Consider the following 21,683-nt stretch of genomic DNA (forward strand, 5'->3'; position numbering starts at 1 on the left):
ATCAAGTCACGAAAGCGGTTTCGCAGCATGATTGCCCTCACTACGATCTTCTTTTTTCATCGGAAGCCCGGCGATCGGCTCATCGTAGAGCACCGAAAGCGTGGTCTTTATTACCAGCACGATCGGGACCGCGGTGATCACCCCGATCACGCCGAACAAGGCGCCTCCTGAAAGAAAGCAGAAGATGATCAGCGCGGGGTGCACACGGCCGGCTGCGCCCAGCACCACGGGGCCGAACAGCTGATCGATTGAGAGTCTCAGCGCCGTGAGATAGATGGCGTAGCCAATGATCGCATTCAGTCCGGAGTTGTGTTGAACGGCGACGAGGCCGGCGATGACGGCGGCCATTGCTGGACCAACGATCGGGACGGCCTCGAGGATCCCCGTTATCAAGGCAAGAAATTCGGCGTGCGGGACGCCAAGGACGAGCCCCAGACCGATATAGGCGAACACGGCGGCGAAACACACGACCGCTATGACGCCGAGGAAGTAGCGTCTCAAAACCGGGTCGAGGTTTGAAAGGATATGATCTTCAATCAACGGCCGCTGTCCCGGTGGAACGAGCCACAGCAGTCCCCCAACCACCGACCGGCCGCTGACCATGAAGAAGAACAGCAGGACAAGGGTCAGCAGGAAGCCAAAGCCACCCACGAACGCGCTCCCGGCAATGAGAGACAGAACGCGCACATTGCCGATCCAGCCGCGAATGGCGCCGCCGATGGTGTCCGCGAGCTGGTGCGCATTCATCGGCTGACCAAACAGGTCAAGCGTACCGCCGCCGATCAGCGTTTCGGCGAAACGATCAAGCGTTCCTTGAAAATCGGTCGCGACGTGCGTGAGCTCGGTGGCCAGAGGTGGAATTCCAAGCAGGCCAATGACGCTGCCGAATGCCACGAGAGCCAGGAACACGGCGATCGCGACCAGGATGCGGGGCAGTTTCGTTCTGTCGCCGACGAAAACGATCGCGGGATAGCAGATGTAGCTGACGACGCCGGCAAGGACGAACGGGATCAGGACCAGTTGCAGTTCGTAGAGCGTGAGCGCCGCCGCCGAAATGATGAACAGGATGGTTCCGGTCGAGATCCGGCTGACATGCTGGTGGTCGGCTCGCGGCTGGCTGCGGAGGACTTGATGGTTCACGGGTAGCTCCGGCCTTTCCAGACGATCCGGCCTCGCCAGTGTCGCCGAAGACTTTCCATGGCAAGGCAGGCGCCGACGGCGTATCCGGCCGGAAACATCAGGCCGTACCAGAACGGGATGCGGAAATATGAAGCGCCGGCGATGTGAAGAGCAGCGGCTGCCGCCGTGCCGATCAATGCCGGGATGAGCGCCACGCAATCTGCCGGATTTCGGGCCGCGCACCCGGCCGCATCGACCGTGGGAAGCAGAATGCTCGCGCACGACAGCAGGAGGACCGCTACAGCTATGGTCAGCGTCGGGGTGCGACCGCCCAGCATTTCGACCAGGTTTTTCGAAAACCCGGTCCAGAGGCTCGCCCAGCCTGCATACATTCGCGCGGTCAGCAGCAGCTTCCCGTCCTCCAGCAAGACGCGGCCGCCCGCTTTTTTGATGAGCAGCGCCAACTCCAGGTCTTCGCAAATGGCCTGACGAACGGCGGCGTGACCTCCCACCGTTTCATAGGCTTGCCGATGCACCAGCATGAACTGGCCGGTGGCGGTGACCTTGTCGCTGTGCGGCGATTGAACGGTTTCGAGGTCCTGGTAAAACGCCAGCAGAAACAGTCCGCATGGCATGACGAGCCGCTCGGCGAAACTGCCGAGCTTCTGGCGTGGCGCCAGCGACAAGAGAGCCAGCCGCTGCCCGCGCGCTGCCGCTACCGCACTGCCGATCAGAGGTGGCGCGGCCTGAACATCGGCGTCCATGAAGCAAAACCACTCACTGTCGGCGCGCGCTGCGCTTGCGCCAATCCAGCAGGCGTGGGGTTTTCCACACCAACGCGGCGGCAGCGATGGACACTCGATTACCTTGACTTGCCCGGACTTGTCGGCGCGGGCGCGGCCGATGGCGAGCGTGTCGTCGCTCGAGTCGTCGTCGACGACGATGATGCTCAACCGGTCTTTCGGATAGGTTTGATGCAACAGGCCATCGAGACAGCTCGAAAGGTTGGCGGCCTCGTTTCGGGCGGGAATAACGATCGATATATTCGGCGGATCGCGGGTGGCTGAGGCGGCCGGACGCAGAAGGGGGAGCAGATTGCGTTGACCAAGGGCTCGAAAAATCAGCCAGAACACGATTGCCATCCAAACAAAGGATAAGGCGACTTCCATTGCTCACCTGGCGGATCTACGTCGCGTCAATCGGGGGCAAACCAATAGGTTCCTGTTTCAGCCCGCTTCCTCGCCGGGAAGTTCCGTATCCTGCCCCAGGCTGGCGCGCACATAGAGCTTCTTGATCGCGACGAAAATGATCACGGTGATCGGCGCCGCAAAGATGATGCCGATCGCGCCGAATATTTCGGTGACGACGACGATGCTCAGGAGCAGGACCGCCGGCGGAATGAACACCAGCCGCCGCTGGACCATCGGTACAATCACATTGCCTTCGATCTGATGGATGATGACATAGGCGACGATGGTCCAGAGCGCCGGGTAGAAACCGCTGGTCATTGCGACCAGGATCGCCGGTATCGATGCTATCACCGGCCCGAGATAAGGTATGAACTCGGCGAGTCCCGCGATGGCGCCAAGCGCGAGCGGCGAGGGAAGCCCGATCAGCCAGACGGCTATGGCCGAGAATGTGCCGATCAGGCACATCTGAATGGCTTGTCCCAGCAGCCAAAGGCGAAGGCCCCGGCCGATATCGTCGATCGTTTCTTCAACGAGCCGCCGCTGTGACAACGGAAACAGCTGGGCCGTTCCCCTGCGATACAGGGCCGGCTGCGAAGCGATGTAGACACCCGATGCCACGGTGAAGATGACTGCTTCCAATAGACGAGCACTGACTTTAGTCAGGTTTTCGAGAATATCGGTGACGGAAAAGCTGCCGCCTTTGAGATGGGAGAGCGTGATTCGGCCGAGCTGAGAGCGCTGAAGCTCGTCGGCAATCGTTTTCGCTGCGCTGTCCGCGCGGCTGAGCACGTCCTGAAGTTCGGAAGCCAGCTGCGTTCCGAACAAATAGCCGCCTGTCGCGATAACGAGCAGAATGACGATGCCGGCGAAGGCCAGAGCCAATCCTTCTGAAAGCCGGCACCATCGCACGAACGGCTCGCTCGCGAGTTGCAGCAGCATGGCCACCAGCAACGCGCCGACAAGTACAAGCAAGAAATAACGCAGGTACCAGACGAGAAACGGAAGCGGGATGAGCGCAACGAGGATGGCGGCGCGCTTTGCAAATTCGAGTGTCGTCGTTCTCATCGCGCCATTGGATGGCTTCGACTCGCCCCGATAGCTAAACCGGATGAGCGGAAAAGGCGTTCCTATGGCGCGGATCGAACTTCGGTCTACCTGTTCAGCAAGACGCTGTACACGGCGGCGTAGTGGCAGCTTATTCCCAGCAGGACAAAGAAATGCCAGATCGCGTTTTGAAACCGCAGGTTCCGCCAGACATGGAAGGCCACGCCGAGCGAGAAGAGCAGTCCGCCCGCGAGCAGAAGGCGATAGGCCACGGGTGATATCGGAGCATCCTTGCCGCTCCAGAGAATGGCGGCGCCCCACCCCATGGCAACGCAAACGACGATCGAGAGGCGGTCAAGACGTCCGGGCCAGGCAAATTTGATCGCGATCCCCAGCGCGGCGATGCCCCACACCGCAGCCAGCACGCCGGGCGTGGCCGCGCCTGGTCTCAAAGCAAAGGGCGTGTAGGTCGCGGCTATCAAGGCATAGATCGCAGAATGATCGAAACGTCGCAATCGCCACTTCAGGGGACAGACGGGCCACAAATTGTAGACCGCAGAAAGTGTCAGCATCGACAACAGGCCCAACGCATAGACCGAGGCCGCGACGAAATCGGGTGTCGCTTCATGAATCGCGGCAAGCGTGAGAAGGATCGCGGCGGCGGTGTATCCGAAGCACAGGCTTACGATATGCACCGCGAGATCGGCGATTATCTCCGAGCGGCTGTAATTCCAGGCGATAGCGCCGGGGACGCGGCAAACTGGCTCCGCGGCCAGCTCGGCCCCACCAGCATTTGTCTCAACGGCGCTTTTCGAAGTTTGCACGGGAATGCTCGCTCGAAGTATTCAACGAGCGACGTGTTCTACTTAATCCCGCATGCCGCTCCCTGCCGGCGGAGTGCGCGCGCAGACAGGCACGCCTGCCATTAAGCGCGCGTCGAGCGAGGCCGGTATTTGATCACTCGTTTGCGAGACCAATCCGTCCCGCAATCGAACGTTCCTAGTCCCAGGGTCCTGGAAACGGCAGCGACTTCAACCCCGAGACCAATCACGTTCTGGACGGCGTTCAGGCAGGCGCCAACTATCAACTCGCAAACTGGGTCGTCGGCATTGAGGGCGACGTGTCGGCCCTGGGCGCCAAAGGCGGCGCCGGAGGCATGCTGGTCAGGCTTGGGCCGCCGACACACCCGGGCTCCCTGGGGGCCGATTGGCGGCTTGGCGATGACGCCAGGCAGCCTGTCGGGATGACGAATTCCTGTGGACAGGCGATCACGAGGTGCTAGCCTCGAAGGCGGTTCATAACCGCGGTCATTCTCGCGATGATCACCGTTCCGGAAGTGATGGCGCATGCGCTGGGCAGCTTCCTGGCCGCCGAGACGCGCGGGCGGTTTCGCTTGTCGCATGCCAATCTGGCCGACTTCCTGCCGTATATTTCGCGGCTCACGCTTGAATGCATCGGCAACAGCGATGCGCTCTATCACAACATCGAACACTCGATGCTCGTCACGCTGGTCGGCCACGATATCCTGATGGGACGATCGTTGATGCGGCCGACGACGCCGCGCGACTATTCCAACTTCATCCTGGCGTGCCTCACCCATGACATCGGCTATGTGCGCGGCGTTGTGCAAGGCGATGGCGACGGCGTTTATATCGCCGACGTCACCGGCCGCACCGTTCGCCTGCCGATCGGTTCCTCCGATGCCGCGATGGCGCCCTATCACGTCGACCGCTCCAAACTGTTCGTCATCGAGCGCTTCGACACGGTCGATTATCTTGACGCCGACCGCATCGCGCGCGCCATCGAATACACCCGCTTTCCCTATCCATCGCCGAAAAACGAAACGGCGGACGACCTCAACGAGGAGGAGGGTTTGTTGCTGCGCGCCGCCGACCTGATCGGCCAACTCGGCGATCCCAACTACATGCGCAAGGCCAACGCGCTGTTCTACGAGTTCGAAGAGATCGGTCTCAACGAGACGCTGGGCTACGAGACGCCGGCCGACGTCGTCTACAAGTATCCCCAATTCTACTGGAACAACGTCGCGCCGCAGATTGCGGCCGCGATCCGCTATCTCAACATGACCTCCAGCGGACGGCAGTGGATCGCCAATCTCTACAGCAACGTCTTCCGCGCCGAGCGCGAGCTGACGCAGTCGGGTCCGCAGATCTAGCGCTGCCGAGCCCATCGCCGACCCCGATTTTTCTCTTCACCGTCCAACTGCCGCGTGCGCCAATTAACATGTGTTAGTCGGCCTTCGTCGCGCTTGGGCCACTGAACTGGCGTTGGCGCGTTTGGGGGGCGTTTCACGGCGATCGTGACGTTGGAACGTCTCTAGTCAGGACCCACGGGCGAAGTCACACCCTAAAGAATTCTTAAGTTTTAGTTCGCTCGACCAGACCCCATCGTTTTCACGAGCGCTTCGCGCAAACGGAGGGAGGAAGGCCTTTGACGAAGGCGGCTTCGGTCGTCACCCCGACCATATTGCTCGTCGAGGACGAGGAGGAACTGGCAAACGAGATCAAGGCCGAACTCGAGGAAACCGGCTATCTCGTGCGCAGAGTTCCGATCGACGATGCTGCGGAAGTGGCGCGCACGGACGACGCCGCGCTGCTGATCCTTGACCGCATCCTTTACGGCATCGACAAACTGCAGACGCTCGAGCTTTGGCGCAAACAGGGCGTCAAGATTCCGGTGCTGATCATTTCGTCGTCGTCATCGGTGGATGAAATCGCCGATGGCTTGCGGGCGGGCGCCGACGACTATCTCGCAAAGCCGTTCTACATGATGGAACTCGTTGCGAGGGTCGAAGCGGTGCTGCGTCGCCTCGGCGATATCAGCACGACGAGGCTCAGCGTCGGCGACTTGGAAATCGATCTGCTCGAGCAAACGGCCTTCAAGGCAGGCGTGAAGCTCAACCTGCTGCCGCGCGAGTTCAAGCTTCTCGAGTATTTCCTTCGCAGGCCGAGCCAGCTCGTCACGCGCGCGATGTTGCTCAAGGATGTGTGGCAATACGAATTCGAGGTCGAGACCAACGTTGTCGACACCCACATCAGCAATCTGCGACGGAAAATCGATGACCACGGCTTTCCCAGCCGGATCGCGAATGTGCGCGGGCTCGGATATATGCTGCGCGCTCACGCGAGCTGAGTCGCCAGACGCCCCGCATGTCCCCACCCGAAACTTGTCGCGGGGTAGGCATCCGGCGCGGCGAATGATCGAGAGCCAATCATGCCCGAAAGCGCACTTGTCCTTTTCTCCGGCGGGCAGGATTCGACGACATGCCTCGCCTGGGCGCTGTCGCGCTATGACCGCGTGGAAACCGTCGGCTTCACTTACGGTCAACGCCACCTGGTGGAGATGGAATGCCGGGCGCCCGTGCGCGCTGGCCTCGCGGCGATCAGGCCGGCCTGGAAAGAAGAGCTGGGCCGCGATCACCTGATCGACCTCGGCGTTCTCGGCAGTGTCAGCGTCAGCGCATTGACCGCGGATCTGCCGTTCGGCACGCGCCACGATGGATTGCCGGCGATGTTCGTGCCCGGCAGAAATCTCCTGTTCCTGACGTTCGCAGCCGTCGTCGCGCATCAGCGCCAGCTCAAATACCTCGTCACGGGCGTCTGCGAGACCGACTATTCCGGCTATCCCGATTGTCGCGAAACGACACCATGAAGGCGCTTCAGGTCGCGATCAATCTCGGCATGGAGGCGCGGCTTGTGATCGAGACTCCCTTGATGTGGATCGACAAGGCCGCGACTTGGGAGCTTGCACAACAGCTTGGCGGACGCGCGCTCGTCGATTTGATCATCGAAACCACGCACTCCTGCTACCAGGGCGATCGAAGCCATCGCCACGAATGGGGCTTTGGCTGCGGAATGTGCGAGGCCTGCCGCTTGCGGAGCGACGGATGGCGGCGCTATGTGGCGCAGACGGTTCGATGACGGCGAGGCGGGCGAGACAGGCGTGAGCACCATCCTATGGCTCATCAGGCATGCGGCGGTTGATGGTCCGCCAGGGACGATCTGGCCTGCGGACGCTCCTGCCGATCTCGGCGATCATGCCTCGTTTGACCGTTTGCGCGCGCGCCTGCCGAAGAACGCAAATGCCTACGCCAGCCCGGCGCAGCGGACGATCGCTACGGCGAAGGCCCTCCAACTTGATCCGGCGCTGGCGCCAGAATTTTCCGAACAGGACTTTGGCGCGTGGACCGGAAAACGCCACGACGATCTGGCCGCCACTGGCGGTCAAGCGTACGCACAATTCTGGAAGGATCCAGCCCGCTCGACCCCGCCAGGCGGCGAAAGCTTTGCAGATCAGATTGTCAGAGTCCGCCGCGGACTGGAGTTGATCGAATCGGATACCGCCATTCTGGTGGTCCATTCCGGAACCGTTCGCGCGGCACTCTGCATCGCGCTCGATAGTGCGCCCGAGACCGCGCTGCGCTTTGTGATCGATCCGCTGTCGCTGACGCGGATCGATCGGCTGGATGGCGGCTGGCGCGTGAGATCCGTGAACGAGACCTTTCGTTAGGTGCGCGTCATTTGTCCTACGCGCGATCCGGAACCGCTGCCTCCGCGAACGTCGCCATGTTGTTGTGGAGCGCGCAGGCGAGTCGCAGCAGCGGCAGCGCGATTGCAGCTCCAGATCCCTCGCCAAGCCGCAGGTCCAGATCGATCAGCGGCTGCAAGCCAAGCGCATCGAGGACGAGCCGATGCCCTTGCTCGGCGGATCGGTGCGACGCCAACAGATATGACCGGCAGGACGGGTTGAGGCGGACCGCCGCCAGTGCAGCGACCGAGACGATAAAGCCGTCGATCAGAACCGGAGTCCGGCGCTCCGCGGCCGCGATGATGGCACCACTGATCGCAATGATCTCCAAACCGCCAACCGCACATAGAACGTCTTCGACGGAAAGGCCGGGCTTCGTCAGTCCGTGACGGACGAGCGCCTGATCGATCACGCGGGTTTTCAGCGCGCGTCCCTTGGCGTCGACGCCGGTGCCGCTGCCGGTCGTTTGTTCTGCGCCAATCCCGAGGAGCGCTGCCGCAATCGCCGCCGACGCCGTCGTGTTGCCGATCCCCATCTCGCCAAAGATCAGGACATCCGGAGTCCCGGCGCGCAGGACCGCGCGCTTCCCGCACTCAAGCGCAAAGGCGACTTCAGTTGACGTCAGCGCAGCCTGCTGGCTGAAGTCGCGGCTGCCATGGCGCGGCTTGTCGGTGACGATGCCCGGAATCGGGGATTGCGTCAGCGTGCCCGCGTCGACTACTTCCAGAGTTGAGCCGAGCTCGCGTGCCAGCACCGAGATCGCAGCGCCGCCGCCGGCGAAGTTTGCCATCATGGCGATTGTGACTTCCTGCGGATAGGCCGACACGCCTTGTGCGACTACGCCGTGATCGCCGGCAAAGATGACGATCGGCGCGATTGTTGCGCGCGGCTCCTCGGTCTCTTGCAGTCCTGCGAGTTCACAGGCGAGATGTTCGAGCCGGCCGAGCGAACTAGCGGGCTTGGTCAGTTGCGCCTGCCGCGCAAGCGCGATCTCGCGGTGAGGGGCCGAGATATCAGGACATCGCTGACGGACCCATTCGGGAAGCATGATGTTTTCGCCTTATGTGCTGCGCTTGAGAATGTAGCTATCCATGATCCAGCCGTGGCGTTCGCGCGCTTCGCGCCGTGCGGTCGCAATGCGGGGCCCGATTTCGGCGAGCGCTCCCGACATCAGGATCTCGCTCTCCATGCCGAGATAGGCGCCCCACCAGATGTGCAATCGGGCCGGATCGAGCGACTGAAATGCAGTTCCGCCGTCGAGCATCACCACCACGGTGTTCACACCGGCCGGCCAGCCATCCTCGCGCAACCGCCGTCCGGTCGTGATCAGGAAGGCCTCGCCGATTTCGTTCAAAGGCAGCGCATGCGCGGCACAGAGCGCCTGGATCGAGGTGACGCCGGGCACGACTTCAATCGCGGCCGAGGGATCGAGCCGTCGCGCGATCCTTAAGGATGAATCATAGAGCGAGGGATCGCCCCAGATCAGCAGCGCCACCCGGCCTTCATGCCCGAGATGATGTTTGATTTCGCTCGACCACGCCGCAGCAACGGCGTCATGCCATTCGTCGACGCCCTTGCGGTAGTCGGCTTCGTTTGTATCGCGTACCGGCAGATCGAATTCGGCGATGCGGGTCTTGTCGCTCGTGAGCATATCCCGGCAAATGCTCCGCCGCAAATCGGCAAGCTCGGACTTCTCGTCGCCCTTGCGCGGAATGAGAATGAGATCGGCGGCATTGATGGCGTGGATCGCAGCCAGCGTGAGCTGATCCGGATCGCCGCAGCCGATGCCGATCAATGAAAGCGTAATGCTCGCTTTGGGCGCGGCGGATGAGGTCATCGGTCCTCCGCGATGAGATGAAAGAATGTGCCGGTGACGTTGCCGCGCCGCGAGCCGGTCTCCGCAATGATCGCGCCAGTCGCATCGCGCACGACCGCGAGTGCCGTGTCAGGTTGCGCAAGAATCGTGGAGTAATGAAATTCATGGCCGCGCAGCCGGCTACCTGCTTGGTAGCCGGGAATGGAGCTTGCGAGTTCGGCCAGCCGATAGCCGAGATGCATGCGCCGCACGGCGAAACTTGTTTCGAGGCCCAGCAAGCCCGTCATCGCATGGCGCGTGCCCTCGGCGTCGGTCAACGCGGTCCCCAGCACCATATAGCCGCCGCACTCGCCGTGGACCGGCCGCGTCTCGGCAAAGGACGCAAGTGTCCGCTGAAACCGTGTGTTGGCCGCAAGCTGCCCGGCGTGGAGTTCGGGATAGCCGCCCGGCAGCCAGCACACGTCGGCTCTGGCGTCGGGGCCTTCGTCGGCGAGCGGCGAGAACGTCAGGATTTCGGCGCCTCGCGCGCGCCAGTCCTCCAGCATATGCGGATAGATGAAGGAGAATGCGGCGTCTCGCGCCAGCGCAACACGCTGGCCGGGCGGCGTGAGGTTGCTGCTCTGCGCCGCCGGCTTCGCCGACCAGTCGCTCGCCGATTGCAGGATCGCATCTAGGTCGACGTGCCCAGCGACAAAGCGCGCGGCTTCGCCGATCAGCTGATCGACGTTTTTCTGCTCTTCGGCTTGTACCAGGCCGAGATGCCGCTTCGGCAATTCGATCGCGGCATGCCGGGGCAGGGCGCCGAACACGGCAATGCCGGCGTCAACGAAGGCGCGTCGTACGAGGTCTTCGTGCCGAGGGCTGGCGACACGATTGAGGACGACGCCGGCAACGCGCACGCCTTCGCGAAAATCGCGCAGGCCTTTGGCAACCGCAGCCGTTGTCTGCGCCTGTCCGGAGGGATCAATCACCAGCAAGACCGGCCAACCCATCATGTCAGCGATGTCAGCGGTGGCGCCGGTGCCGGAGACGCCGGGCGCCGCGACGCCGTCGAACAGGCCCATGGAGCCTTCGGCGAGAACGAGATCGGCGTTCGCGCCGCGCGCGGCAAGCGCGTCGACGCTCTCGCGCGTCATCGCCCAGCTGTCGATGTTGACGGATACGCGTCCCGTCGCCGCCGCATGAAAGGCCGGGTCGATATAATCGGGTCCGCTCTTGAAGGATTGCACGACGAGTCCGCGATCGCGAAACGCTCGCGCGAGTGCCAGTGTCAGCGTCGTCTTGCCGACGCCTGAAGCGGGAGCCGAAATGATGAGGCTGCGCGGCATCAGGATTTTTCCGGAAAGCGCGGCGCTGGGCCGGTCGGCCGGTAGCGGCGGTCATAGTCCGCCGCATAAAGCCGGCTCTCATCGAAGTCTTCCGAACCCAAGGTCCGGCCGACAAATATGATTGCGGTGCGTTCGAGCTCGGGACCAACGGCGGCATCGAGCGTGCCGAGCGTGGCGCGGATGATGCGCTGGTCCGGCCAGCTCGCGCGCCAGACGATCGCCACCGGGCAATCGCGTCCGTAATGCGGCGTGAGTTCGGCAATCAATTGACCGAGCATGTGAACCGAGAGATGAACAGCCAGCACCGCGCCGGTCGCCGCGAATGCAGTGAGCTTTTCGCCTTCCGGCATCGCGCTCGCGCGGCCCGCCATCCGCGTCAGCACGACCGATTGCGCGAGCCCCGGCAGCGTCAGCTCCGCGCCAAGCGCTGCGGCGGCTGCGGAGAACGAGGGCAGGCCGGGCGTCACCGTATAGGGAATGTCGAGCGCGCGCAGGCGACGCATCTGCTCGCCCATCGCCGACCAGATCGAGAGATCGCCGGAATGCAGTCGCGCGACGTCCTTGCCTTGCGCATGAGCTGCGGCAATCTCCGTCATGATGTCGTCAAGCGACAGCGGCGCCGTGTTGACGATGCGCGCGTCTTGCGGGCAATGCGCCAGCACGCCTTCCGGCACCAGCGAACCGGCATAGAGACAGACCGGGCAGGCGGCGATGAGGTCGCGCCCGCGCAGGGTGAGGAGATCGGCTGCTCCAGGCCCCGCGCCGATGAAGTGCACGGTCATTTGCCGTCTCCCGGTGGTTTGACGGCGCTCCATTGCACGACCGGTCGTGCGGGCTCAAAGGCGCGATAGCGGCCGAGTTCGCCGGCATGAGCGATCTCGATCCGCATCAGCTCGCCGCCGTGGCGTTCGTGAAGATCGGCCAGCAGCGCCTCGGTTTCGATCGTCACCGCATGCGCAACCAGCCGTGCGTTTGCGGGAAGGAGCGGCCAGAGACGATCGAACATCGCAGCGTCAAGACCTCCGCCAACGAAGACGGCCTGCGGCGCCGGCAGGTCGGAAAGCGTAGCCGGCGCCGTTCCCTCGATGACGGTGATCCGATGCGCCACGCCGAAGCTTTCCGCGTTCTTGCGAATATTTCCGGCGCGCTCGCTTCTCGCCTCGATGGCCTCAGCCGTTCCGCCGTGGAGCGCCCACTCGATCGAGATCGAGCCGGAGCCGGCCCCGATATCCCATAACCGCTCGCCGCGCCGCGGCGCGAGCGCCGATAGCGCCAGCGCGCGCATCGGCCGCTTGGTGATCTGGCCGTCGTGCGCGAACAGCGCGTCGGCAAGGCCAGCGCTGCGCGGCAGGCCGTTGGCGCCACTGGCCTCGATCGCAACAGCAATGGGCTTCGCGGCCGGCTCGCCCACGTAATTGTCAGCTAGATGTTGCGTGATCGATTCGCGTGGTCCGCCGAGCGAGGTGAGCGTCCAGAGTTGCGAGCCGCCCCAGCCGCGCATCGTCAGCCATTCCGCCAATTGGATCGCAGCCTGTCCGTCGCGCACCAGGCAAATGATCTTTTCGCCGTGCGCCAGATGCGGCACGAGGCGCTCGAATGGCGTGGCATGCAATCCCAGGCAGATCGTGGATTCGAGCGGCCATCCCAGGCGTGAGGCGACAAGCGAGAACGTCGAGGGCGCGGGATGAGCGATCCATTCGCTTCTCTCCAGCCGTTCGCCGAGCAAGCTGCCGACGCCGTGCCAGAACGGATCGCCGGAGGCGAGCACGACGGTAGGCCGGCCGCGATAGGCAAGGACACTGCCGGCGTCGAACGGCACAGGCCACGGCTTGCCGCGCGCGCCGATATCGGCGAGTGCCAGATGCCGTTCGCCGCCGAAAATGGTCTCGGCGCGAGCCAGCGCCTTTCGGCTTGCTTCCGAGAGGGTGGAAAGGCCATCTTCGCCGATGCCAATAATGGTGAGCCAGGGATTATCCATGCGCGTCCTCATCCTGGGCGGAACGAGCGAAGCCAATCGGCTGGCGGCGGAGGTCGCGTCGGCGGGGTTTGATGCGATCTATTCTTATGCGGGTCGAACGCAGGTTCCGGCCAATCAACCGCTGCCCGTGCGTATTGGTGGCTTCGGCGGGGCGGACGGACTTGCCGATGTCATTCGGCAAGAGCAATTCACGCATGTCGTCGATGCGACCCATCCTTTTGCAACGGAAATCAGCCGTAACGCGCTTGCAGCCTGCGCGAAGATGAATACGCCGCTGGTCGCGCTGGAACGCAGGCCTTGGGAAAAGACCTCCGGCGATCACTGGATCGAGGTTGCTGACATTGCGGCCGCCGTCGCGGTGCTGCCAATCGAAGCTGCGCGGGTGTTCCTCGGCATCGGCAGGCAGCATATCGCGCCGTTTGCGGCGAGGCCCCAGCACGCCTACACGCTCCGCTTCATCGATGCCGCGGAGGGCCTGCTGCCGTTGCCCGATGCCGATCTCATCGTCTCGCGTGGACCGTTCACGCTCGCCGGCGAACTCGAGATGATGCGTTTGCGCCGCATCGAATGGATTGTGGCGCGCAATTCCGGCGGGGAGGGCGCGCGCGCCAAGATCGATGCCGCGCGCGAGTTGCGCCTGCCCGTGGTCATGATCAGGCGGCCGCAATTGCCCGAGCGGCTGCGGGTGGAAAGCGCTGCTGAAGCAATGCAATGGCTCGGTCATCGGGCGGACCTCGGCGCGTAGATCCACCCGCCCACGCGGCGCGTCGCCGAATTGCAAACAATAACAAGCGTCTTCATGTCGGCCATATCGGGGCGCGCGTCCCGCAGGCTCACGGCTTCAATCTTTTCACCAGATGTGCTGACAGCGCGCGCAAAAATCACGAGACGCTCGCTGGCGCCTGCCTCGCGCAGGATTTCAAGCGCGCGGACGAAGCCTTCGGGACGGCTTGCCGAGCGCGGATTGTAGATGGCGATGGCGAAATCGGCTTCCGTCGCGAGCCGCAGCCGCCTTTCGATCGTGCTCCATGGCTTCAGATTGTCGGAAAGATTGATCGCGCAGAAATCGTGGCCGAGCGGCGCACCGATGCGCGCGGCGGCGGTGAGCATCGCGGTCACGCCCGGCAGCACGCGAATGGAAAGATCCTGCCATTGCGGTGAGGCCTCCAGCGCCTCGAATACGGCGGACGCCATCGCGAACACACCGGGATCACCGGAGGAAACCACCACGACATGCCGCCCTTCCGATGCCAACCGCAAGGCGTCGGTGGCGCGGCCGATCTCTTCGCGGTTGTCGGAGGCGTGCACGGTCAAGCCATCTCGGGGCGCGACGCGCGCGACGTAGGGCGCATAGCCGACGATGTCGGTCGCTGAGCCAAGCGCGGCCGACACCTCCGGCGTGATCAGCGCTTCGCTGCCTGGCCCCAGTCCGGCAATGGTCAAGCTGCCTGTCATTCGGCGGCCTTCATGCGGCGTGCCTCGCCATAAACAAGCACGATCGCAAAGTAGGGACAGTCGGTATCGTCAACATCGGACAGCCGCACGACGCGTTCCCCCGGCATGGTACCGCGTTCGATCAGCCACGCGTCGGCGAGGCGGCCGGCGGAGGCAAGCGCGCGACGCACCTTGTCGAGGTTGCGGCCAGTCTTCATGATCACCAGCGCGTCGGAGTTGCGCATGCGGCGAACGAGTTCGTCTTCGCTCAATGTGCCCGTCAGCACCGTGACCACGTCATCGCCGAGCGCGATCGGCCGGCCGACTGAATTCCAGCAGCCCGCCATGCCGGGAATTCCGGCGATCACTTCGATCTCGGCGCGTCCCTGCAAGCGAATGTGCAGATGCATGAACGAGCCGTAGAAGTAAGGGTCGCCTTCGCAGAGCACGACGACGTCGTTGTCGCTCGCAAGCATGACAAGCCGCTCGGCCCATTCGTCATAGAAGCCGTCGAGCAGGCGCACATAGTCGGCGCTATCGGAGGGGACTTCCGTCGTGACCGGGTATTCCATCGGATATTCAATCGCGCCTTCAGCGAGCATGCCTTCCACGATGCGGCGCGCCTGTCCGGGATGGCCCTTCTTGCGGAAGAATGCGATGTGGCGGGCGCCTCGCACTTCGCGCGCGGCGCGCACGCTCATCAGGTCGGGATCGCCGGGGCCAAGGCCGCAACAGATGATCTTCCCCATCGCTATTCGCTCCTCGACGCCAGCGCGTTCACGGCTGCGACCGTGATCGCCGAACCGCCGAGACGTCCCTCGACGGTGAGCGCCGGGGCGGGCGGGCCGGCCAACAGTCCCGCCTTTGACTCGGCTGCGCCAACGAAGCCGACCGGGCAGCCGATGATGGCCGCGGGCTTCGGCCAGCTTTCGTCTTTCAGCAGGTTGAGCAGGTGAAACAGTGCGGTTGGCGCATTGCCGATCGCGACGATGGCGCCATCGAGATGGGGCCGCCACAATTCAACGGCTGCGGCAGAGCGTGTGTTGCGCATCGCTTGCGCGCGCGCAGGAACGGAGGGATCGTCCAGCGTGCAGATCACGGCATTTTTGGCCGGCAGGCGCGAACGCGTGATTCCTTCGGAAACCATGCGCGCATCGCAAAGGATCGGCGCGCCGCGCTGCAAGGCCGCGCGGGCGGCTGTTGCCATGCCCGGTGTGAAGCGGACATGCGCTTCGAGGCCAACCATGCCGGCAGCATGGATCATCCGCACCACCACCGGCTCCTCGTCGGGTGAAAAGCGCGCCAGGTTGGCCTCAGTGCGAATGATCGCGAAGGATTTTTGGTAGATCGCCGCGCCATCGGTCTCGTAGCTGTGCAGCATCAGCGCCCTCCCAGGAGAACAGAAGGGCTTGCAACGATGCTCGCCTCAAGCAGTCCGCGTCGGGCCGGCGCATCACGCGTCGAACCGTTGCGGACGAGGTCAAATCCTTCCGCTGTTGCGACCAGCGTGATCGACGCGGGCCCTGATTGGGCGCAACCCTTTGCGCAGCCGGAGACGTGAAGCCGGGTGTCGGCGGCAAGATGCGGCGCGAGCGCACCCGCGAGTGCACGCGTATCGGCGTGCGCCTCGGGACAGCGCGGCGCGCCGCTGCAGGCGACGACACGCAACAGCGGATCATCCCCGTCGATGATGAGGCCGTCGCAAGCCGGCATCTCGCGCAAACCTTCGGCCAGTAGCATGCGCCATGGCGTCAGCCGCAATCCGCTCGCGTGTGCAGCAAGCCATCGGAGTGTTGTATGAGTTATTTGTCCAAAGGCCACGCCGAACAACGCCCCATGCGGTGTCAGGCCGAGTTTTGGTGTCGCCTGCTGTCGCGCCGGCAGTGCATCGCCATTGAGCGCTTCCGGCAGTTGCGCGCCAGCTTTGATATGGGCGGCCATGCGTCCGCGGCCCTCGGCGACACCGCCGGATGCGACGAACCATTTCGCCAGATCGTGCGCAACGCTCGCGGCGTCGCCCCGCGTCACACGACGGCCAAGCTCAGCGCCATCGGCGCGCACGATGAGTTGCCTGTCGACATCACGCTCGATCCGCACATCGGCGGATGAGCCCGCGAGCACACGCTCGCTCCCGCAATCGATCGCAAATCCAAATTTTGCGGGAAGACCGACGGGACCAGCGGCCAACGCGCGTTCTAACTCCTCTGCGATGGAGATGACCTCATCGCCCGGCGTCCAGAATGGCGCGACGAGAATATTGCGCCGCGCCTCGATATCCGGATCGGGGTCAAGCAGGCGAAGTTTTGCCAATCCGTCGATCAGCGACGGAAGACCCTCTTCGCTGACACCCCTGATCTGGAGATTGGCCCTGTTGGTCAGATCGATCAGCCCGTTGCCGTATTGCTCGGCGAGGTCAGCGATGCCGGCGGCCTGCTCGGCGTCGATCCGGCCATCATGCGGCTTGATGCGGGCCACGAACCCGTCGCCCGATTGCATCGGCCGCCAGGCGCCAGGGCACCAGCCCTTGATGGCAACGGCGCTCACGAGGCCTCTCCCAACGCTGCTGCGATCGAGTTGCGCCGCGTCTTCCAGAGCGATGCCTCATGCAGGCGCGCGAAGCAGGTCTCCATCGCTGACAGTGCGAGTGGATTTTCCTGCGCGATAAAGGCACGCACCCGCTCATTGCCGAGGGTTGCATCATAGTAGAGATCGAACAGATGTGGCGGCACGGCGCCGGCGAGGTGCGCGAACGCGGCCATGTGCTCCAGCGTCGCGGCGATCTCGGCGGCGCCCCGGAAACCATGGCGCATCATGCCGTCGATCCAGACGGGACTAGCGGCGCGAGCGCGCACGACGCGCGATATCTCCTCAAGCAGCGTGCGCGCGCGCGGGTGATCCGGGCGCGTGCTGTCGAGATGATAGAGCGAAGGGGTCGAGCCGAGCCGTGCGGCTGCCGCCGCAACGCCCGCTTCATGGGCGGCATAGTCGGCGGCAAGCAAGAGGTCGGTTTCCGGCAGATCCTGCGTGTGCACGAACGCGTCCGTTGCCGAAAGCCTCGCCTCGATGCCTTCGCGATCCCTGCGCATCTCGCCATCGGCTGCAAACGACCAGGACGAGGCCGACAACCACGCTTCGCCCGCAGCTGCACGCGCTTCGGGCGTGAAGACATCCAGCGTATGCGCCATTCCAGCGCCATAGTGGCCGGGACGCGGCGCGAACACACGTGAAGCTTTGACAAGGTAAGGATTTTCGCCGCCTTCATCACCGCGCGCGCCGAGTGCCGCGGTCGCGGCCTCGAACAGTTGCGCGAGATTCGAAAAGACATCGCGAAAGAGGCCGGAGACGCGAAGCGTCACGTCGATGCGCGGCCGGCCGAGCTCAGCCGGCGCAATGATGTCGTAGCCCGTCACGCGGCCCGAGGCGGGATCCCAGCGCGGCGCGAGGCCGGCGAGATGCAGCGCCATCGCGAAATCTTCGCCGGCCGTGCGCATGGTCGACGATCCCCAGAGATCGACCATCAGGCTCTTCGGCCAGTCGCCGTGATCCTGCAGGTGACGGCGGAGTAGCTCTTCGGCGAGCTTGATGCCCTGGGCGTGGGCGGAGGGCGTTGGCACGGCGCGCGGATCGACCGCGAACAGATTGCGCCCCGTCGGCAGCACGTCGCGGTGTCCACGCCAGGGCGAGCCTGATGGTCCTGGCGCAACGCGCTTTCCGGCCAGCGCTGCAAGCACCGCATCGCGCTCCGCTTCGCCGCAAGCGCCGCGGCCGAAGACGTGCAGGCCATCGCCAAACTGGCTTTCCTTCAGGTCGCAGACGAAACGGTCGATCCGCGGAATCGCCTCGGCCGGTGCAGCCTGGGGTTTCAGACCGAGATCGTCTTCCAGCCCCGCCGCTCGCGCCTCGTCGCGGATCGCAGCGATCAAGCGCTGGCGGCGCGCAGGATCAAGCCCGTCGGCGGTCGAATACTCATCGAGCAGTTGTTCGAGACGGCGCAGGCGTTCGGGCACGGCGGCCTCGACCAGCGGCGGTGGCAGATGGCCGATCGTCACGGCACCGATGCGTCGCTTGGCCTGCGCGGCCTCGCCGGGGTCGTTGACGATGAAGGGATAGATAACCGGCATCTCGCCAGTCAACGCTTCCGGCCAGCAGGAGGGTGACAGCGCGACCGCCTTGCCGGGCAGCCATTCGAGCGTACCGTGTGCGCCCATATGGACCAGCGCATCGCATCGTTGCTGGCGAAGCCAGAGATAGAACGCGACATAGGCATGACGCGGTGTGCGCGAGAGATCGTGATAGTCGGCATCGCGCGACGTGACGTCGCCGCGTTCCGGCTGAACCGCGGTGATGGCGTTGCCGCATTCGATCGCTGCAAAGTGGAATTGTCCGTCGCGGCAGGCGGGATCGTTGTCCGGCGCGCCCCAGGACCTGGCGAGATCGTCCTGCAAGGCTTGCGGGAGTTTTGCGAGCTCGGCGCGATAGTCATCGACGTTCCAGGTCAACTCCTGCCGCAGGAGCAGGTGGCCGAGATCCTCGGCAAATCCGACGTCGAAGCCGGCTTGCCTAAGATCGGACAGCAGCGCGTTGACGGAGGCGAGCGCATCGAGCCCGACTGCATGCGCGATCTGGTGCGGCCGTCCGGGATAGTTCGACAACACGATGGCGAGGCGCTTTTCCCTCGCCGGCTTCTCGGCAAGCCTGCACCACGCGGTCACCCGCGCCACGATGGCGTCCACGCGCTCCTGGTCGGGCTGATGCGCCAGATGCGCGAATTGCAGGTCGGTATCCCGCTCGCGAGCCGACTTGAAGCTGACCACGCCGGCAAAGAGACGGCCGTCCACCTCCGGCAGCACCACATGCATGGCGAGATCGCCCGGCGACAAGCCGCGAAGCGATTCCGCCCAGTCCTCTCGACGCGCCGTCGACAACGCGACCTGGAATACGGGGCAGGACACCCCATCGAACGGCGTCGTGCCGTCATCGCCGAGCGCCGAGAACGCCGTGGCGTTGACAATGACGGCGGGAGGATCTTGCGCGAAATGCGTTGTCAGCCAATCCGCGACGCCGGCTGCTTTCAGCGACGTGGCGAAGGCGCCATAGGCGTCAAAACCCTTCTGCCGGAGCGTATCGATCAACGCGTCGACCGGTGCGGTGTCGGCCGCAGTCAAATATGAACGATAAAACGTCACGAGGGCCCGGGGCCGCTGATCTGGATTGGACGGCGCCGCAATCACGCCATCAGCGGGATCGTAAAAACCCATCTCGGGGATATAGGTCGTGCTGATCACTCGCCCGGCGTCGAACCCTGCAGCCAGTGCGAGCTCCGCAATTGCCGCTTGCGCGGCGATCGCCCCGCCTTGGTCGCAGAGCGTCTTTAGTCGCCGGAGTATCGAAACCGGTAGTGTCGACAATTCGTCCAGTCTTGCATCCTCGCGGCCGTCAGCGGGAAGCACGGCGAGCGCAATGCCACGCTCCTTCGCCAGGCGATGCAGCGCCGAGAGCCCGTAGGACCAATAGGGTTCGCCGCCGATCAGGCGCACCAAAATGCCGCGCGCGCGTGGCAAGGTCCGTTCGATATAGGTGTCGACGGACAGTGGATGCCGCAGTTCGCTAAGATTGGCGAGCCGCAGCGACGGCAGGCGGCTGCGTCCGCGTCGCCAGCCGGCCGCAAAGGTCGCAAGATCGCTGTCCGAGAACGAGAGCGCCACCAGATCGGCCGCATCCTGGCCGAGATCCCTTGGCGTCGCGGTCTCTTCAAGTCCGCGGCTCTCGCGAAAGACAACGTGCATCAGATGCCGAGTCCTGTCCGGATTGCGGTCTCGTCGATGTCGCCTTGTTCGCCGATCACAACCAGCTTCGATTGCCGCGGCGTCGCCCCCCAGGGGGCGTCGAATTGGTGCCGGACCCGTTCGCCGACAGCTTGCAGGAGCAGCCGCATCGGCTTGTCCTTGATGGCGATATATCCCTTGGCGCGCAGCACATTCTGCTCGCGCGCCAGCCGCTGCACCGATGCCACCAGCGCGTCGATGTCGGCTACTTCCGGAAGCTCAATCACGACCGACGCAAAGTCGTCGTGCTCATGCTCGTCTTCGCCGTCGTGATGCGACGGCCGTGCCGCGAGATCGTTCTCGGCGGCGGCCTCAAGACCGAGGATCAGGCGCGCGTCGATCATGCCATCAGTGATCGGCAGCATCGGCACACGGCGCGGCATCTCGGCCGCAATTACTGCCTTGGCCGCGTCAAGTCCCGCAGCGCCGGCGAGGTCCGCCTTGGTCAGCAGCACGATGTCGGCGCAGGCGATCTGATCCTCGAACACTTCCGACAGCGGCGTCTCGTGGTCGAGATTTTCGTCCGCCGCACGCTGCGCTTCGACGGCGACGGGATCAGGCGCAAAGCGACCCGCGGCAACGGCTTCCGCATCGGCCAGCGCGATCACGCCATCGACCGTGATGCGCGAGCGAATTTCCGGCCAGTCGAACGCCCTCAGCAGCGGCTTCGGCAAAGCGAGCCCCGACGTCTCAATCAGGATGTGGTCGGGCCGCACGCGGCGCGACAACAATTGCTCCATCGCCGGAATGAAATCGTCAGCCACAGTGCAGCAAATGCAGCCATTGGCGAGTTCGACGATGTTTTCGGCCGGGCAATTGGTATCGGCGCAGGTTTTCAGGATGTCGCCGTCGACGCCTTCGCTGCCGAATTCGTTGACGAGCACGGCGAGCTTCTTGCCGTTGGCATTGGCAATCAGATGCTGGATCAGCGTCGTCTTGCCCGAGCCGAGAAAACCGGTCACGACGGTGACGGGGACTTTGGCGAGCGTGGTCATTCGGCGGCCTCCGGCGCTGATATCAGCGATGCGATGGGTGGAATGCGGGCAAGCGATTGCTTGCGAAAAATTTCGGGCCGGCGTCGCCAGGGCACGATGCCGTCGGGCGCGGCTGCATAAGCCGCGGCGCCCGCGATCACGTCGCCTGCATGGGCATCCGATAAACGTCCATAGACATACGACCAGCGTCCGGGCGCGCTGAGCGCCACCGAGCAACCCTGGCTGCAGGCGGAAAGGCATTCTACTGGCACCACCTTGACGCCTTCGGGCGCGCCAAGACCGACGATCGCCGCGTGCAAGCGGGAGCCCGGCGTGGTCTCGCCCTCTTGCAGCTCTTGGCCGGCACGGCAGGTGATGCAGACGTGAAGCGTGACGGTCATCGCTCTCCTCAATTTCTGGCGGAAGGCGA

The 21,683-nt window shown here is 64.0% G+C and carries 20 protein-coding genes and 1 pseudogene; 5 read left to right on the forward strand and 16 right to left on the reverse strand.

Annotated elements, in window-relative coordinates:
* Nucleotides 1-6 precede the first annotated feature (6 nt).
* The 4 genes from VFB05_RS02315 to trhA all read right to left on the reverse strand — a co-directional run bounded on the left by VFB05_RS02315 (nucleotide 7) and on the right by trhA (nucleotide 4,177).
* Complete coding sequence (locus tag VFB05_RS02315; RefSeq protein ID WP_325008351.1) at nucleotides 7-1,140, reverse strand: AI-2E family transporter; 1,134 nt, start codon at nucleotides 1,138-1,140, stop codon at nucleotides 7-9.
* Nucleotides 1,137-2,252: a glycosyltransferase gene (locus tag VFB05_RS02320; RefSeq protein ID WP_325008353.1), complete on the reverse strand. Its 1,116-nt coding sequence runs from the start codon at nucleotides 2,250-2,252 to the stop codon at nucleotides 1,137-1,139. Before VFB05_RS02320 ends, VFB05_RS02315 begins: the two co-directional genes overlap by 4 nt.
* A 93-nt stretch (nucleotides 2,253-2,345) precedes the next feature.
* Complete coding sequence (locus VFB05_RS02325) at nucleotides 2,346-3,374, reverse strand: AI-2E family transporter (RefSeq protein ID WP_325008355.1); 1,029 nt, start codon at nucleotides 3,372-3,374, stop codon at nucleotides 2,346-2,348.
* 86 nt (nucleotides 3,375-3,460) lie between these two features.
* Complete coding sequence (gene trhA, locus VFB05_RS02330) at nucleotides 3,461-4,177, reverse strand: PAQR family membrane homeostasis protein TrhA (protein WP_414643134.1); 717 nt, start codon at nucleotides 4,175-4,177, stop codon at nucleotides 3,461-3,463.
* A gap of 494 nt (nucleotides 4,178-4,671) precedes the next feature.
* On the opposite strand from trhA, the gene VFB05_RS02335 reads away from it, so the two are divergent.
* The 4 genes and pseudogenes from VFB05_RS02335 (at nucleotide 4,672) to VFB05_RS02350 (ending at nucleotide 7,880) form a co-directional block, all read left to right on the forward strand.
* On the forward strand, nucleotides 4,672-5,526 hold the full coding sequence (locus tag VFB05_RS02335; protein ID WP_325008359.1) for a metal-dependent phosphohydrolase: 855 nt from the start codon (nucleotides 4,672-4,674) through the stop codon (nucleotides 5,524-5,526).
* A gap of 275 nt (nucleotides 5,527-5,801) precedes the next feature.
* The gene (locus tag VFB05_RS02340) at nucleotides 5,802-6,503 is read left to right on the forward strand and encodes a response regulator transcription factor (protein ID WP_325008361.1); all 702 of its coding nucleotides are present in this window, start codon (nucleotides 5,802-5,804) and stop codon (nucleotides 6,501-6,503) included.
* Between the two features lie 81 nt (nucleotides 6,504-6,584).
* Nucleotides 6,585-7,291, forward strand: a pseudogene (queC, locus tag VFB05_RS02345) (7-cyano-7-deazaguanine synthase QueC).
* Nucleotides 7,269-7,880, forward strand: coding sequence for a histidine phosphatase family protein (locus VFB05_RS02350; protein WP_414643135.1), 612 nt, complete (start codon nucleotides 7,269-7,271; stop codon nucleotides 7,878-7,880). The pseudogene queC and the gene VFB05_RS02350 overlap by 23 nt, the downstream one beginning before the upstream one ends.
* Nucleotides 7,881-7,896: 16 nt before the next feature.
* Here VFB05_RS02350 and cobT read toward each other — a convergent pair whose 3' ends face one another.
* The 5 genes from cobT to cbiE are packed head-to-tail and all read right to left on the reverse strand — an operon-like array spanning nucleotide 7,897 to nucleotide 13,020.
* Nucleotides 7,897-8,946, reverse strand: coding sequence for a nicotinate-nucleotide--dimethylbenzimidazole phosphoribosyltransferase (gene cobT / locus VFB05_RS02355; RefSeq protein ID WP_325008365.1), 1,050 nt, complete (start codon nucleotides 8,944-8,946; stop codon nucleotides 7,897-7,899).
* Nucleotides 8,947-8,958: 12 nt separating this feature from the next.
* On the reverse strand, nucleotides 8,959-9,735 hold the full coding sequence (cobF, locus tag VFB05_RS02360; protein ID WP_325008367.1) for a precorrin-6A synthase (deacetylating): 777 nt from the start codon (nucleotides 9,733-9,735) through the stop codon (nucleotides 8,959-8,961).
* Entirely contained in the window at nucleotides 9,732-11,042 is a 1,311-nt protein-coding gene (locus VFB05_RS02365) for a cobyrinate a,c-diamide synthase (protein ID WP_325008369.1), read from the reverse strand. Before VFB05_RS02365 ends, cobF begins: the two co-directional genes overlap by 4 nt.
* The gene (gene cobM, locus VFB05_RS02370; RefSeq protein ID WP_325008371.1) at nucleotides 11,042-11,824 is read right to left on the reverse strand and encodes a precorrin-4 C(11)-methyltransferase; all 783 of its coding nucleotides are present in this window, start codon (nucleotides 11,822-11,824) and stop codon (nucleotides 11,042-11,044) included. The genes VFB05_RS02365 and cobM overlap by 1 nt, the downstream gene beginning before the upstream one ends.
* Nucleotides 11,821-13,020, reverse strand: coding sequence for a precorrin-6y C5,15-methyltransferase (decarboxylating) subunit CbiE (gene cbiE, locus VFB05_RS02375; protein ID WP_325008373.1), 1,200 nt, complete (start codon nucleotides 13,018-13,020; stop codon nucleotides 11,821-11,823). The genes cobM and cbiE overlap by 4 nt, the downstream gene beginning before the upstream one ends.
* Here cbiE and VFB05_RS02380 point away from each other — a divergent pair.
* On the forward strand, nucleotides 13,019-13,765 hold the full coding sequence (locus VFB05_RS02380; RefSeq protein WP_325008375.1) for a cobalt-precorrin-6A reductase: 747 nt from the start codon (nucleotides 13,019-13,021) through the stop codon (nucleotides 13,763-13,765). The genes cbiE and VFB05_RS02380 overlap by 2 nt on opposite strands.
* On the opposite strand, the gene cobJ is transcribed toward VFB05_RS02380, so the two are convergent.
* From cobJ to VFB05_RS02415, 7 genes are read right to left on the reverse strand one after another with little or no spacing between them, the layout of a single operon-like run.
* Nucleotides 13,741-14,475 carry a precorrin-3B C(17)-methyltransferase gene (gene cobJ / locus VFB05_RS02385; protein ID WP_325008377.1) on the reverse strand — a complete coding sequence of 245 codons (735 nt, stop codon included), beginning with the start codon at nucleotides 14,473-14,475 and terminating at the stop codon, nucleotides 13,741-13,743. The two genes, VFB05_RS02380 and cobJ, sit on opposite strands and share 25 nt — an antisense overlap.
* A complete protein-coding gene (locus VFB05_RS02390; protein ID WP_325008379.1) occupies nucleotides 14,472-15,203 on the reverse strand; it encodes a precorrin-2 C(20)-methyltransferase in 732 nt (243 codons plus the stop codon). The genes cobJ and VFB05_RS02390 overlap by 4 nt, the downstream gene beginning before the upstream one ends.
* A gap of 2 nt (nucleotides 15,204-15,205) precedes the next feature.
* Nucleotides 15,206-15,835 (reverse strand): precorrin-8X methylmutase, encoded by a 630-nt coding sequence (locus VFB05_RS02395; RefSeq protein WP_325008381.1) that lies wholly within the window; start codon nucleotides 15,833-15,835, stop codon nucleotides 15,206-15,208.
* On the reverse strand, nucleotides 15,835-16,998 hold the full coding sequence (gene cobG / locus VFB05_RS02400; RefSeq protein ID WP_325008383.1) for a precorrin-3B synthase: 1,164 nt from the start codon (nucleotides 16,996-16,998) through the stop codon (nucleotides 15,835-15,837). Before cobG ends, VFB05_RS02395 begins: the two co-directional genes overlap by 1 nt.
* A complete protein-coding gene (gene cobN / locus VFB05_RS02405) occupies nucleotides 16,995-20,240 on the reverse strand; it encodes a cobaltochelatase subunit CobN (protein WP_325008386.1) in 3,246 nt (1,081 codons plus the stop codon). The genes cobG and cobN overlap by 4 nt, the downstream gene beginning before the upstream one ends.
* Nucleotides 20,240-21,274 (reverse strand): cobalamin biosynthesis protein CobW, encoded by a 1,035-nt coding sequence (gene cobW / locus VFB05_RS02410; protein WP_325008388.1) that lies wholly within the window; start codon nucleotides 21,272-21,274, stop codon nucleotides 20,240-20,242. The genes cobN and cobW overlap by 1 nt, the downstream gene beginning before the upstream one ends.
* On the reverse strand, nucleotides 21,271-21,654 hold the full coding sequence (locus VFB05_RS02415; RefSeq protein ID WP_325008390.1) for a DUF1636 domain-containing protein: 384 nt from the start codon (nucleotides 21,652-21,654) through the stop codon (nucleotides 21,271-21,273). The genes cobW and VFB05_RS02415 overlap by 4 nt, the downstream gene beginning before the upstream one ends.
* Between the last annotated feature and the right edge of the window lie 29 nt (nucleotides 21,655-21,683).

This window comes from Bradyrhizobium sp. (assembly GCF_035652035.1).
In the GTDB taxonomy this organism is placed as follows: domain Bacteria; phylum Pseudomonadota; class Alphaproteobacteria; order Rhizobiales; family Xanthobacteraceae; genus Bradyrhizobium.